This window comes from Dokdonella fugitiva (assembly GCF_014138265.1).
Classification (GTDB): Bacteria; Pseudomonadota; Gammaproteobacteria; order Xanthomonadales; family Rhodanobacteraceae; genus Dokdonella_A; species Dokdonella_A fugitiva_A.
Genome location: NZ_JACGXL010000002.1, coordinates 721,670 through 734,922 on the forward strand (window position 1 = coordinate 721,670; position 13,253 = coordinate 734,922).

Annotated in this window: 10 protein-coding genes; 4 read left to right on the forward strand and 6 right to left on the reverse strand. The window is 71.8% G+C overall.

The features are described from left to right. Positions 1-9: 9 nt before the first annotated feature. Entirely contained in the window at positions 10-1,290 is a 1,281-nt protein-coding gene (locus FHW12_RS09255; RefSeq protein WP_182530713.1) for a LamG domain-containing protein, read from the reverse strand. 147 nt (positions 1,291-1,437) lie between these two features. Between FHW12_RS09255 and FHW12_RS09260 the strand changes: the two genes are divergently transcribed. Further along, a complete protein-coding gene (locus tag FHW12_RS09260; protein ID WP_182530714.1) occupies positions 1,438-3,834 on the forward strand; it encodes a serine/threonine-protein kinase in 2,397 nt (798 codons plus the stop codon). Positions 3,835-4,412: 578 nt separating this feature from the next. Here FHW12_RS09260 and FHW12_RS09265 read toward each other — a convergent pair. Further along, complete coding sequence (locus FHW12_RS09265) at positions 4,413-4,970, reverse strand: ECF-type sigma factor (protein ID WP_182530715.1); 558 nt, start codon at positions 4,968-4,970, stop codon at positions 4,413-4,415. A 58-nt stretch (positions 4,971-5,028) separates the two neighbouring features. Further along, a complete protein-coding gene (locus FHW12_RS09270; RefSeq protein ID WP_182530716.1) occupies positions 5,029-7,032 on the reverse strand; it encodes a serine/threonine-protein kinase in 2,004 nt (667 codons plus the stop codon). A 223-nt stretch (positions 7,033-7,255) separates the two neighbouring features. Here FHW12_RS09270 and FHW12_RS09275 point away from each other — a divergent pair, with 223 nt between their 5' ends. The 3 genes from FHW12_RS09275 (at position 7,256) to FHW12_RS09285 (ending at position 11,277) form a co-directional block, all read left to right on the forward strand. After that, positions 7,256-8,680 carry a hypothetical protein gene (locus FHW12_RS09275; protein WP_182530717.1) on the forward strand — a complete coding sequence of 475 codons (1,425 nt, stop codon included), beginning with the start codon at positions 7,256-7,258 and terminating at the stop codon, positions 8,678-8,680. Between the two features lie 484 nt (positions 8,681-9,164). Further along, complete coding sequence (locus tag FHW12_RS09280) at positions 9,165-9,404, forward strand: hypothetical protein (RefSeq protein ID WP_182530718.1); 240 nt, start codon at positions 9,165-9,167, stop codon at positions 9,402-9,404. A gap of 421 nt (positions 9,405-9,825) precedes the next feature. After that, complete coding sequence (locus tag FHW12_RS09285; protein WP_182530719.1) at positions 9,826-11,277, forward strand: alpha/beta hydrolase; 1,452 nt, start codon at positions 9,826-9,828, stop codon at positions 11,275-11,277. A 208-nt stretch (positions 11,278-11,485) separates the two neighbouring features. On the opposite strand, the gene FHW12_RS09290 is transcribed toward FHW12_RS09285, so the two are convergent. From FHW12_RS09290 to FHW12_RS09300, 3 genes are read right to left on the reverse strand one after another with little or no spacing between them, the layout of a single operon-like run. Continuing rightward, positions 11,486-12,082 carry a lysophospholipid acyltransferase family protein gene (locus tag FHW12_RS09290; RefSeq protein WP_182530720.1) on the reverse strand — a complete coding sequence of 199 codons (597 nt, stop codon included), beginning with the start codon at positions 12,080-12,082 and terminating at the stop codon, positions 11,486-11,488. Beyond that, positions 12,079-12,501, reverse strand: a complete 423-nt coding sequence (gene arfB, locus FHW12_RS09295; RefSeq protein ID WP_182530721.1) for an alternative ribosome rescue aminoacyl-tRNA hydrolase ArfB — start codon at positions 12,499-12,501, stop codon at positions 12,079-12,081. The genes FHW12_RS09290 and arfB overlap by 4 nt, the downstream gene beginning before the upstream one ends. A gap of 49 nt (positions 12,502-12,550) precedes the next feature. Then, positions 12,551-13,243, reverse strand: a complete 693-nt coding sequence (locus FHW12_RS09300) for a hypothetical protein (RefSeq protein WP_182530722.1) — start codon at positions 13,241-13,243, stop codon at positions 12,551-12,553. Between the last annotated feature and the right edge of the window lie 10 nt (positions 13,244-13,253).

A 13,253-nucleotide genomic window follows, 5' to 3' on the forward strand; every position in this document is an offset into this window, starting at 1 on the left:
CGCGGACGGTCACTCCGCGTCGGGATCGAGGCCGTCGGCGAAGATGAAGTCCGGCGCGAAGCCGTCGAGTTCCATCACGCGCGGCCCGAAGAACGGGCCTTCGCCGTGCTGGACGAACTGCGCGCGGAACTCCTGCGCGAGGCGCGGCCGCAGGTTCGCGCAGCGGTGCAGGCGGTAGTCGGCGCCGACCACCGGATACGGCGTGCGTACCGGGCTGTCGTAGACGGCGACGAACTGGCCGGTGCCGATGTCGCGCGCGAAGAGCTTGAAGTCGCGGAACGCGCGCACGAATGTCGGCGGCTGGCCGGCGAATGCGGACAGCGCGAAGTGGTCGAGTTCGAACGGCGCTGCGGTGCGCCACTCGATCGAATGGCTGAAGCCGTCGGGCATGTTGTCCTGGAACAGCAGCGAGTCGACCTCGGGCGTCGCGTTCGCCGCGCCGAACAGGCCGTCGGGGATGCTCGACAGGATCCCGCTCGTCGCCGTCACCTGCGCGTGCTCGAACGCGTCGTCGTGGTGCTCGCTCGCGCAGTCGGGCTTGCACTTGCCGGCGCTGCCGGCGGCGAAGATGCCGAGGATCTCGGCGTCGGTCAGCGCGCGGTCGTACAGCGACACCTCGTCGAGGTCGCCGCGGAAACGGCCGAGGCCGCGGCCGCTGCCGATCGTGTTCCACGACGCGTAGGCGTGCGTGCGCGCGCTCTGCACGCCGGTGCGCACGAGCGTGCCGTTCACGTACAGGCGCGGCGTGCGGTCCTCCATCACGACCGCGATGTGGGTCCAGTCGGTGATCGTGGTGTCGTAGCGCAGCAGGCACGGCACGTGGAAACTCGCGTGTTCGCTCACACAGATCGCATTGGTGCCGATGACGAGGCCGACGCCGGCGTCGTCGTTGAAGTCGCCGTGCAGCGGGAAGATCGCGAAGCGTTGCGCGGAGCCGGAACAGTTGCCTTCCGCGCCCTCGGGGCAGTCGGGCGTCGCCTCGGTCGGCCGCGCCCACAGTTCCCACGTGAACGTATTCTCGAGCGCCTTCTGTTCGTCGTCGGTGACGTCGGTCGCGATGAAGTCCTCGTCGCTGTCGAAGCGCACGGCCTCGCCGACCTTGCCGGGTACGAACGGCACGTCGCCGCCGACCGTGCCGTTGTAGAAGTGCGCGCGATCGTCGACATCGCCGTCGGCGGCGAGCCAGTACACGCGCCCCGGGGGCGGGGTGACGCAGGTTTGCGCGGGCGCGATCGGCGCGAACGCGAGCAGGACGAGGGCGGGCGGCAGCAGCAGGTGCAGGCGGAACATGGGGGTCTCCCTGGCGGTCGGCGGGCCGCGGTTCGCAGCCCCTCGCATCAGGGCACGGCAAAGCGGGCCCGGTTTTGCCATTCACGCGACGATTCCGCCGCGCGGTGCGCGGCGCAGTACACTCGGCGCGGGCCCTGGGGGACCGACATGGCGATCGACGAAGACGCGCTGCGCACCGGCGGCGCGCTGCAGGGAGCCGTCGCGGCGTCGCTGCTGCGCGCGCGCGAGCGCGCGGCCGAACTCGCGCCGGGCGAGCAGGTCGGCCTGTATCGCGTCGTGCGCGAGCTCGCGCGCGGCGGCATGGCGATCGTATACCTAGCCGAGCGCGCCGACGGCGAGTACGAGCAGCAGGTCGCCCTGAAGTGGATGCTCGACGCGCACCCCGACGCGGCGAGCGCAGGGCAGTTCCGGCGCGAGCGCCAGGCGCTCGCCGACCTGCGCCATCCGAACATCGCGCGCCTGCTCGACGGCGGCCGCACCGGCGACGGCCGGCCGTGGTTCGCGATGGAACTCATCGACGGCGAGCGCATCGACGTGCACTGCGTGCGCTCGGCGCTGCCGCTCGCGCGGCGCCTCGACCTGTTCCTGCAGGTGTGCAGCGCGGTCGCGTTCGCGCATGCGCGCGGCGTCATCCATCGCGACATCAAGCCGAACAACGTGCTGGTCGACCTCGACCTCAGCGCGAAGCTGCTCGATTTCGGCATCGCGCAACTGCTCGGCGACATCGACGAGAGCGTCGCGCGCGCGTGCACGCCCGATTTCGCCAGTCCCGAGCAGTTGCGCGGCGAGACGCCGACGATCGCCTCCGACGTGTACCAGCTCGGCCGGCTGCTGGCCGTGCTCTCGAGCCACGACGAGGCGGAACGCGCGACGCTCGCGACCGCCGCGACCGAGATCCAGGCCGAAGGCGCCGCGGCGCAGGCGGCCTTGCTCGCGGACTTGCCGGTCGACCTCGCCGCGATCGTGCGCATGGCGATCGCGACCGACCCGCACGCGCGCTACGCGACCGCCGACGCGCTCGCCGAGGACGTGCGCGCGTTCCTCGAGCGGCGTCCGGTGCGTGCACGGCCGCGTCGCACGCGCTACGTCGCCGCGCGCTACCTGCAGCGCCATCCCCTCGGCGCCGCGCTCGCCGCGTGCGCGCTCGCGCTGCTCGTCGGCGGCACGGCGTACTTCACCGCGCGCCTGCGCGCCGAACGCGACCTCGCCGAACGGCAGGCGCAGGCCGCGAACGCGGTGCTCGGCTTCCTCAACGACGACGTGTTCGACGCCGCCAACCCGTCGCACCGCGCACCCGACGCGCCGGACATGACCGTGCGCGAAGCGCTGCGCATCGCCGAGGGCCACGTCGAGCGCCGCTTCGCCGCGCAGCCAGCGCTCGCCGCGCGCGTGCTGACCACGCTCGCCGACCTGCGCTACCAGTTCGGCGACTTCGACGTCGCGCTCGCGCTGCTCGACCGTGCGGCCGCATTGCCCGGCGTGGCGAAGGACGGCGCGGAAGACCTGCGCGCGCGTGCCGAGCGCGGCATGATCCTCACCACGACCAACCGCTTCGACGAGGCCGAGGCGATCCTCGGCGCGGTCGTCGCCGCGGCGGAGCGCACGCTCGGTCGCAACCATCGCGACACGCTCGAGTACACGCTGCGCCAGGTCGAGAACGCGGAACGCCGCGATCCGGACCTGTCGACCGCGCCCCGCCTCGCCGCGCTGCGCGAGCGCGCCGATGCCGCGCTCGGCCGGCCGAACGAGATCAGCGGCATCGCCGACTACCTCGTCGCGGACGACGCGCGCCTGCTCGGCACGCCGCTGCGCGCGGCCGCCGAGGCGCGCCGCGCGGTCGACGCGCTGATGGCGACGAAGGGGCCGGACGACACCGCGACGCTCAAGGCGAAGGTCACGCTCGCCTTCGTCGAACGCGCCGAAGGCCATGTCGACGACGCGCTCGCCACCCTGCGCGCGGCGCACCACGCGCAGGCCGCGCGCTACGGCGCCGACACGCTCGACGCATTGTTCATGCAGAACGAACTCGGCATGCAGCTCGCCTACGCCGGACGCGACGACGAGGCAGGCGAGCTGTTCGCCGAACTGCTCGGCCGCCGCGAACGCGTGCAGGGCGCGCATTCGCCGCAGCTGATCCCGGCGCTGGTCAACCTCGGCGCGATCCGCTTGCGCCAGAAGCGCGCGGCCGACGCGCTCGCGCAGTTCGAGCGCAGCGTCGCGATCATCGACGCCTCGCCGGACACGCCGCGCTACATGATGGCGAGCGCGCGCCGCTCGCAGGCCGACGCGCTGCGCGAACTCGGCCGGCTCGACGAGGCGATCCGTGCACTCGACGCCGGCGACGAAGCGGCCACCGGACTCGCCGCCGACGACATGCGCAGGCTCGCCCTTCGGGGTGCGCGCGCACGCGTGCTGATCGCGAAGGGCGGCGTCGCCGCCGGCCGCACGCAGCTCGACGCGGTCATCGCCGCGATGCGCGCGCACGTCGACGAAAAGCATCCGGCGCTCGCGCCGCTGATCGCCGCGCGCGCGGCGTTGCCGTAGGCCGGACGACCGCAGGTCGGTCGGCAGCTCCTCCTCGCCGTCACCGGCTGCATGGGTAGGAGCCCACCCTGTGGGCGACCGAAGACGCGGGAAAGTCGCGATACCGCGGTCGCGCACAGGGTGCGCTCCTACACGCTCACGCGACGACGCGAGTCCGCAGGCCGCACGACCGCAGGTCGGTCGGCAGCTCCTCCTCGCCGTCACCGGCTGCATGGGTAGGAGCCCACCCCGTGGGCGACCGAAGACGCGGGAAAGTCGCGATACCGCGGTCGCGCACAGGGTGCGCTCCTACAGGCTCACGCGACGACGCGAGTCCGCGGGCCGCACGACCGCAGGTCGGTCGGCAGCTCCTCCTCGCCGTCACCGGCTGCATGGGTAGGAGCCCACCCTGTGGGCGACCGAAGACGCGGGAAAGTCGCGATACCGCGGTCGCGCACAGGGTGCGCTCCTACAGGTCACGCGGCGCATCGAGACGTGCGGAGGGCGGTCCGTCGTGGGAGCGGCGCAAGCCGCGATGCTTTTGCAACCGGAACCAGGAGCATCGCGCCTTCCAGCGCTCCCACAGGAAGCAGGCGCGCTCAGGCCGGGCGCAGCGCCGCGGCGAGCCAGGCGCGCGCCTCGTCCCAGTCGCGGTGCGCGGTGCGCGGCGAGATGCCGAGCGCGCGCGCGGTCTCGTCGTCGTTGAGGCCGCCGAAGTAGCGGCACTCGAACACCTGCGCGCGCCGCGGCGCGTTCGCCGCGAGCGTGCGCAGCGCGTCGTCGATCTCGGCGATCAGCTCGAACTCGCGCTCGTCGCGCGGTTCGACGTCGTCGATCGCGAGCGCGGCCTCGCCGCCGCCGCGCTTGCGCGCGAGGCGTTCGCGCGCATGGTCGACGAGCACCTGGCGCATGATGCGCACGGCGAGCGCGAGCAGGTGGTCGTGGTCGCGCGGCAGGCCCGCTGCGCGGGCGAGGCGCAGCCAGCACTCGTGGACGAGGGCGGTGGTGCCGAGCGTCGCGTCGCGCGGCTGCGCACGCGCGCCGCGCGCGAGGCGCTTGAGGTCGGGGTAGACGAGATCGACGAGGCGGCGCCAGGCGCCGTCGTCTCCGCCTTCGGCACGTTCCAGCAATGCGCCGATGTCGTCGGTGGGCGGCATGCGCAGCGGATATCCCGCCGCGGACTGCGCCGGAGCGCAGCCCGCGGCGGTCCCTCCCCTAACCGCGACGGCCGCGCGAGCGGAACTCGGCGAGCTGCGTGTCGACCGCGTCGAGCAGCGGTTCGATCGCCTCGCGCGCCTTCTCGGCCGCATTCAGGCTCGTGAAGTTGACCTGCTCGCCGCTGCTGCGCCAGAGCACGCTGCCGTCGGACACGCGGTACGCGCGCACGCCCAGCTGCACCGTGTACAGGGTCGAACTCTGGCCGTAGTAGTTCATCTGCTGCGTGCCGACTGGACGCGCGTGCACGAACACGACCGCATCGGCCTTGCCCGCGAGCGCGCGCAGGTTCGGCGAATCGCTGTGGCCGCGACCGCCTTCGATGACGCGGAAGCCACGGCTCTGCAGCATGCCGACGAGCGCGTCCTCGGCCGGCGAGGAGATCACGTCGTCACCGCTCGCCACCACCGCGATGGTCGGCACGCGCGGACGCGGCGGCGCGGCCGGCGGTTCGCTCGGCGTCACCTTGGCGACGCGCGGGGCGGGCGCCTGCGCGGCGTCCTCGGCGGCCTTCGCCGCGGGCAGGTCGTGCAGCGCTTCCATGCCCGCCTGCGAGGCGCGCGCGGCCGGCGCGCCGGAGTCGGTGTTCGCGTCGGTCGTGCCGGCGACGGCCTCGACCGGCGGCGGCGCGGGCGGCGGCGCGATCGACGGCGTGGTCGCCGTCGTCGACGCATCGGTCGCTGCCGGCGTGCTGGTCGCGTTCGGTGCGGTCGTCGCCGCGACGCTCGTCGCGCTCGGCGGTGCCGGCGGAGGGTTCGTCGTCGGCGTCGTGGTCGCGCCGATCGTGGCGCTCGCGCTCGGCGTCGTCGCGGTCGCCGCGACCGTCGGCGCGGGCGTGCCGAACAGGTTCGCGAGCACCGGGATGCGGTCGCGCATCGCGTAGCTGCCGGCGGCGACGCCGAGCAGCAGGACCGCGGCGATCGCCCACGGCAGCGCGGAGCTGCGCGCCGTCTGGCCGCCGATCGCGGTCGGGCGGTCGAGCACGGCCTGGTGGCCGCCCTGCATCGGCGGCGGCAGCGGCTGGCCGCTCGGCGTGATGCGCGTGTTCGCCTGCGCGGCGACGTTGCGCATCGGCGTCTGCGGCGTCTGCGGCAGCGAAGCCTGGCCCGACACCGGCGTCTTCTGGCCGATCATCGTCGCCGCGGCCGGCGACAGCTTCGTCTGCACGGTGATCGGGCCGCCCTTGGACACGAGCGGATGCGTGTTGAGGTCGGCGACGAGGTCGTGGCAGTTCTGGTAACGCTCGGCCGGGTCCTTCGCGATCATCTTGGCGAGGATCTGCGCGACCTGCGGATCGACGTCGTGGTTGAGCTCGCGCACGTCGGGGATCTGCGCCTTCACCACCTCGAGCATCAGGCCGAGCGGCGATTCGTCGTTGAACGGCATCTTGCCGGTCAGCATCTCGAACAGCACGATGCCGAGCGAGAAGATGTCCGAGCGCTGGTCGACCGGCTTGCCAAGGCAGACCTCGGGCGAGAGGTAACCCGGCGTGCCGACGAACTCGCCGGTGGTGGTCAGCTTCTTCGACAGGTCCTGGTTCGACAGCGCGATGCCGAAGTCGGCGATCTTGACCGAGCCGCGGCTGGTGATCATGAGGTTGCCGGGCTTGATGTCGCGGTGTACGACGCCGCGGTCGTGCGCGGTCGCGAGGCCGAGCGCGGTCTGCTGGATCACCTTCGCCGACTGCTCCACGGTGAGGCGGTGGTCGCGCTTGAGCATCGAGCCGAGCGATTCGCCCTCGACGAACTCCATCACGAAGTAGGTCTGGCCCTCGTCCTCGCCGATGAAGTAGATCTGGATGATGTGCGGGTCGTTGAGCGCCGCCATGCTGCGCGCCTCGCGCAGGAAGCGCTCCTTGATCGCTTCGTCGTGGGCGAGCGAATCCGCCAGCACCTTGATCGCGACGTAGCGGTGCAACGAGGCCTCGTAGCCCTTGTAGACCACACCCATGCCGCCGCGGCCCAGTTCGGCGACGATGTCGTAATGGCCAAGACGCGTTCTCATGACAGCTCCCTCCGGGGAGGATTCCCCGAGTGGAAGGCATCCTAGCACCGGGTCCCGGGGTCGTTGCCCGGAGCCGCGTCGCGCTCGGCAGGCGACCCGGTCGACGCCCCGAATGTGAACCGGTCGACGAAACGGGCGCCGGTTTGAGCCCTGTCACGTCCGCCACCTAGACTAGAGCGCTTTCCGGCCCCCGCGCCGGCGGAATGGCGAGGAGCGACCCGGTTTGGCCAGCGAGCGAACGACCCCGCGGACCCTCTGGCTGCTGCTCGCGGCGCTGTGGGCGATCGGCACCCTGCGCGCGTTCGTGCTGTGGTCGCACGATCCGCTGCACGCGTACGCGAACAGCTACGACCAGACGCGCTACACCAACTGCTTCCATTTCTATCCGGACCGCCCGGCGACGATCCCGCCGCAGCAGAACAGCCCGCAAGCGCCGTTCTCCGACTACCGCTTCATCGCGACCGGCGACCCGATGTGCTACTGGTCGAGCGAACTCGCGTTCACCGGCGCCACCGCGGGCATCTGGGCGCTCGCCGAGGCGTTCGGCGGCGGCCCCGTGCACGACGTGCGCTGGGTCGGCGCGTTGCGCTGGCTCGCGCTGCTCGCGTTGTCGATCGCGCTGTCGCGCGCGTGGCTGCGCCGCGGCGACGCGCGCGCCGCGATCGCCAACGCGGCGCTGCTGCCGCTGCTGTTCGCCGATCCCGGCAATACGCTGTACCTGAACACGTTCTACGCCGAGTGGACCGCGCTGCTCGCCGCCTACGCGACGTTCGCGCTCGCGCTGCTCTGGCGCGACGAGGCGCGCAGCGCGATGCGCTTCGCGCTGCTCGCGCTCGCCGCGTGGCTGCTCGCGGCCTCGAAGATCCAGCATCTCGTGCTGCCGCTCGGCCTCGCTGCCGTCGTGTTCGTGCTCGATCGCGTGCGTCTCGGCCATGCGAGCTGGCGCGCGCTCGCGCTCGGCGCGGGCGCGCTCGCCGGCTGCTGGCTGCAGGTCGCGCAGCTGCACCGCGAAGGCGCGATGATGGACGCGATCGACCAGTACAACCGCGCCGACGTCGTCTTCACCGCACTGCTGCCGTTCGCCGACGACCCGCGCGCGCTGCTCGAGGAACTGCACGTCGACCCCGACTGCGCGATCTATAGCGGCCGCCACGCCTGGGAGTTCCCGGACCTGCCCGAACGCGTCTGCCGCGGCCTCGTCAACTTCGACCGCGGCACCGAACTGCGCACGCTCGCCGCACACCCGCGCATCGCGCTGCGCCTCGCCGGCCACGCCCCGCTCGCGCTCGACCCGTGGATCGCCAAGAACCTCGGCCAGATCGAAGGCGGCGAGTTCGCGACGATCGCCGCGCTGCCGAGCCTCGGTCGCTTGCTGCACGCGTGGCCGTCGCTGCAACTCGCGCTGCTCGCCGCGCCGCTGCTCGCGCTGCTCGTATTGCTGGTTCGCCCCGGACTGCGTCGCGGCGCGCGTGCGCTCGACTTCACCGCGCTAGTAGTTGTCACGATGCTCGGCACGCTCACCGTCACCATCCTCGGCGACGGCCTCGCCGATGCGGCGAAGCAAGGGCATCTCGTCGTGAATGCGGCGCTGGCGTGGGTGTTCGCGATGCTCGTGTCGGGCGCGATGCGCCGCTTTCGGCCGGATTGATCGCCCCTACGTGCGGGCGGCGGCACGCGCTTCGCGCGTACCGCCCTATGCGCCCCACGGCTTTCGTAGGGTGGGACGGAGCGGCGCGAGAAGGCCGGTCTTCTCCAAGCGCTCGACCGCGAGTCCCACCGACGGCCGCACGCGCTCGGGATTCCGAAGAATTGCTCCGTCCCCTTTGTTGTCGGCAGCGTGGTCGCGAGTTTGAGGTGGGACTCGCCGCTGCGCGCCTGCGTCCCACCCTACGCGCTGGTCCGCTGGTGCACGCTTTGGTGGTGGATTACGCTCGCTGCTGGCTTCACGATGTTATGCCTCATCCGCTTCGTTGCGTGGCTGATTCGCAGATTGGCGGGCGCGTAGCGCGATCGTCGTCGCCTAGGCGGTCGTTAAAGCCGAGCCCGCCGCGCGCCTCGGCAAGCCGCGTAGGATTGCGATTCCGTCTCGGCCGCTCCGATGCCCAGCTCAATGTAGGCGACAGGTCGCAGTCGTGAAATATTCCGACGGCAACGAGGCGAAGCTCGGAGATTACGTCGCCATATCGGGCACGTATCGCGGCGTAGTCGTGGCGTGCATGGACCGCGATGAATACGACGAGGAGCACCCAAGGGAGCAATGGTCCTATTTGGGCAAAGGCATCCTGGTCAACACGGACTTTGGCGGCCTCGTCCACTACGAGGACGGGAGCGACGATCACTTCGCTCTCGTTTCACGCGCCAACGAGGCCTGACCAGGTGTTCGAGCGAACCGGCGCGGGGGAGGCTATGGTAGGCCCTGTGCATGCGCCGAATCCCGTAGGTGGGGCCTCAGCGGCGCGAGATAGCTCGCGTTGCACGAGGCGCGTGGCTTCCCCTCACCCGCGCCTGCGGCGCGACCTCTCCCGCGAGCGGGAGAGGCGATGGAGCGTCGCGGCTTGCGCCGTTCCCACGGAATGAATCGGAGGACCGACACGACGCGCCGTTCCACGATCGCTGTCCCTTCTCCCGCCTGCGGAGAAGGTGCCGGAGGCGGGTGAGGGGAATCGTGCGACGCGGCCGCGGGGCTCCCCTCACCCGCGCCTGCGGCGCGACCTCTCCCGCGAGCGGGAGAGGTGGAAGAGCATCGCGGCTTCCGCCGCTCCTACAGGGGGACGCCTCCGCTAGGATCGACGCATGATCCTGCCTTGGCTTCGTCGTCTGCTCCGCCGTGCGGCGTGGGTGATCCTGTTCGCCGTGCTCGCCGGGCTCGGCCTGTTGCTCGCGCGCGCGTTCGAAGCGCGCGGCAAGCCGGTCCTCATGCCGTGGCATCGCATCGTGCTCGCGCACGAGGTGCATGCCGACGCGCTCGACGCGCGCTTCACATGGGCCGACTATCTCGCGCGCGAACGGCAAGTGTTCGACGACCTGCACGCACAGCTGGCCACCGCTGCGGTCGCCGGCGAGTTCCGCTACGAGAAGGACAGCCGCCTCGGCGCGCGCGCGGGCCAGCGCGACTGGAATCGCTCGTTCGAATCGACGCCGGCCGAGCCGCGCGGCGGCGTGCTGTTGCTGCACGGCCTCACCGATTCACCGTACAGCGTGCGCACGCTCGCCGCGACCTACGAGCGTGCCGGCTTCGCGGTGATCGCGCCGCGCCTGCCGGGCCACGGCACCGTGCCCGCGGGCCTGCTCGACGTGCGCTGGCAGGACTGGCGCGCGGTCGTGCGCATCGCGATGCGCGAACTGCGCGCGCGCGTCGGCACGGACAAGCCGATCCACATCCTCGGCTACTCGAACGGTGGCGCGCTCGCGCTCGACTACGCGCTCGATGCGCTCGGTGACGCGCGCCTGCCGGCGCCGCAGCGAATCGTGCTGGTGTCGCCGATGATCGGCCTGCGCCCGTTCGCGTCGCTGTCGCGCTGGCTGCCGCTGTTCGGAGGCTTCGCCTACTTCGAGAAATCGCGCTGGATCGACATCCTGCCCGAGTTCAATCCCTACAAGTACAACTCGTTCCCGGCGAATGGCGCGCTGCAGTCGTACCTGCTCACCGCGACCTTGCGCGCGCGCATCGCCGGCCTCGCGGCGAGCGGGAGCCTGGCGCGCATGCCGCCGGTGCTCGCGTTCCAGTCGGTGCTCGACAGCACGGTCAGCAGCGCGGACGTCGTGCATGCGCTATTCGACCGGTTGCCCGCCAACGGCAGCGAACTCGTGCTGTACGACGTCAACCGCGCGAACCTGCTCGCGCCGATGCTGCGCTCGGCCGCGGCAGGCCAGGTCGATGCGCTGCAAGGCTCGACGCCGCGCGCGTACCGGCTCGACGTCGTCGGCAACCTCGGTCCCGACACGCTCGAGGTGGGCGAGAAGCGCTACGAACCGGGTGCGAGCGCAGCGGTCGACCATGCGCTCGGGCTCGCGTTCCCGGCGGACGTCTATTCACTGTCGCACGTCGCGCTGCCGTTCCCGTGCGACGACCCGCTGTACGGGTCGGCGCCGCGCACCGACGAGGACGTCGGCATCCGCCTCGGCACGCTCGTGCTGCGCGGCGAGCGCGGTGCGCTGCAGGTCAGCGCCGAGCAGTTGCAGCGGTTGACCTGCAATCCGTTCTTCGCCGATCTCGAGGCGCGGGTCGCCGCCGTGCTGCCGTAGCCGCGTGGGCGCCCCTTCTTCTGTGGGAGCGGCGGAAGCCGCGATGCTCTTCAGCCCACCGCCCTTGGCAGCATCGCAACGGAAGTCGCTCCCGCGAAGACGCAGGCTGTTGTAGCGAAAACCGCGGTGCTCTTCGGCCCTCTGCCCTCAGCCCCTCAAAGCATCGCGGCTTCCGCCGCTCCCACGGGGAGCAGGAACGTTGTGGCGCTCAGCCGTCGACGTCGTGGTTGCGGCCGTGGAACGGCCGGTACGACGCGCGCAGCGCGGCGATGTCGGCGTCGAGGTCGGCGGTCGGCGTGAACAGCGCGCCGACGACGATCGAACGCGTCGCGTAGTCGAACGCGATCGGCAGCACCGGCACGCCGGCGGCGCGCGCGATGTGCCAGAAGCCGCTGCGCCACTGGGCGACGCGCCGGCGCGTGCCTTCGGGTGCGATGCCGAGCCAGAGGCGTGGCTGCGCGCGGAAGCGCGCGACCATCTGCTCGACCAGGCCGTGCGCGGCGGTGCGTTCGATCGGGATGCCGCCGAGATGGCGCAGCAGCCAGCCGAGCGGTCCGACGAACAGCTCGCGCTTGCCCATGAACGCGATGTCGATGCCGATCGCGACCTTGAACAGCAGGCCCCAGACGCCGTCCCACCACGAGCTGTGCGGCGCGGCGATGAGCACGAGCTGCGGCACGTCGGGGAACGCGCCGCGCAGGTTCCAGCCGCACGCGCGCAGCAGCGCCGCGCACAGGCGCCGGCGTGCGTTCTGCGGCATCTGCGGCACCGACGGCGGCAGCGCCGCCCATGCCGATGCGGTCATTCGCCGCTCCAGTCGCGGCCGCGCGAACGCTTGATCGTCGAGCGCGTCTTCTTCGCGTCGATGCGGCGTTGCTTCGCGGCGCGCGACGGCTTGGTCGCGATGCGCTTCTTCGGCACGACCAGTGCGGCGCGGATCACCTCGGCGAGGCGCTCGCGCGCGTCGTCGCGATTCTTGGCCTGGTCGCGGAACCGGTTGGCCTGGATCACCAGCACGCCGTCGTCGGTGAGGCGGCGGTCGCGGCGCGCGAGCAGGCGCTCGCGCAACGCGTCGGGCAGGCTCGGCGACGAGCGCACGTCGAAGCGCAGTTCGACCGCACTGGCGACCTTGTTGACGTTCTGCCCGCCCGGTCCGGCCGAGCGCACGAAGCGTTCGACCAGTTCGTCGTCGGGGATTTCGATCTTGCCGTCGATGTCGAGCATCGCCGCATTCTAGCAATGCGGCGACACCCGACCGCGCAACGATGCGTCGTTACGGCTTGTCCGCGGCGGCGTTCTCGCCGATCTCGCCGAGGCGCTTGGCGTCGGCGGCGAGCTTGTCGAGCTGGTCCTTGTCGTTGCGGCCGACCGCCTGCTCCATGTTCGCGCGCAGCTGCGCCACGCGGCGCACGCAGAAGTCGGCGAAGCGGCGCGCGCGCTGGTTGGCCGGCTGCGACGTCGCGAGCTGCTGCACGCGCTGGCACACGCCTTCGGTCTGCTGCAGCGTGGCGCCGGCCGCGCCGAGATCGACCGTGCCCTGCGGCCTCGGCGCAGGCGGGGTCGTGGTCAGGACTGCCGGCGGCGGCGCGCCGGTGCCACCGGCCGCGCGCGCGAGATAGAGGGCCATCACGCGCGAGACGACGGCCGGCTGGCTGATCTCCTCGAACGTGAACTTTTGTGGATTGCGCGTCGCGTCGGCGAACCACGGATCGAGCTTCTCGCGACAGGCCTTCTTGGCGGCGTCGGTCTGCACCTCGGCCGGCAGGTTCTGCGCGAGCTTCGCATCGCCCGCCCAGGTGCGCAGGCAGGTCACCGCGGTCGCTTCGATGCGTGCCTTCGCATCGTTCGCCTGCGAGCGCTCGCCGCGCAGCAGCGCGGTGAGTTGCGCGTCGTCGGGAACGCGGGGCTGGGAACAGCCGGCGAGGGCGGCGGCGCAGGCGAGGCTGGCAAGGGCGATCGTTCTCATCGATGTCTCC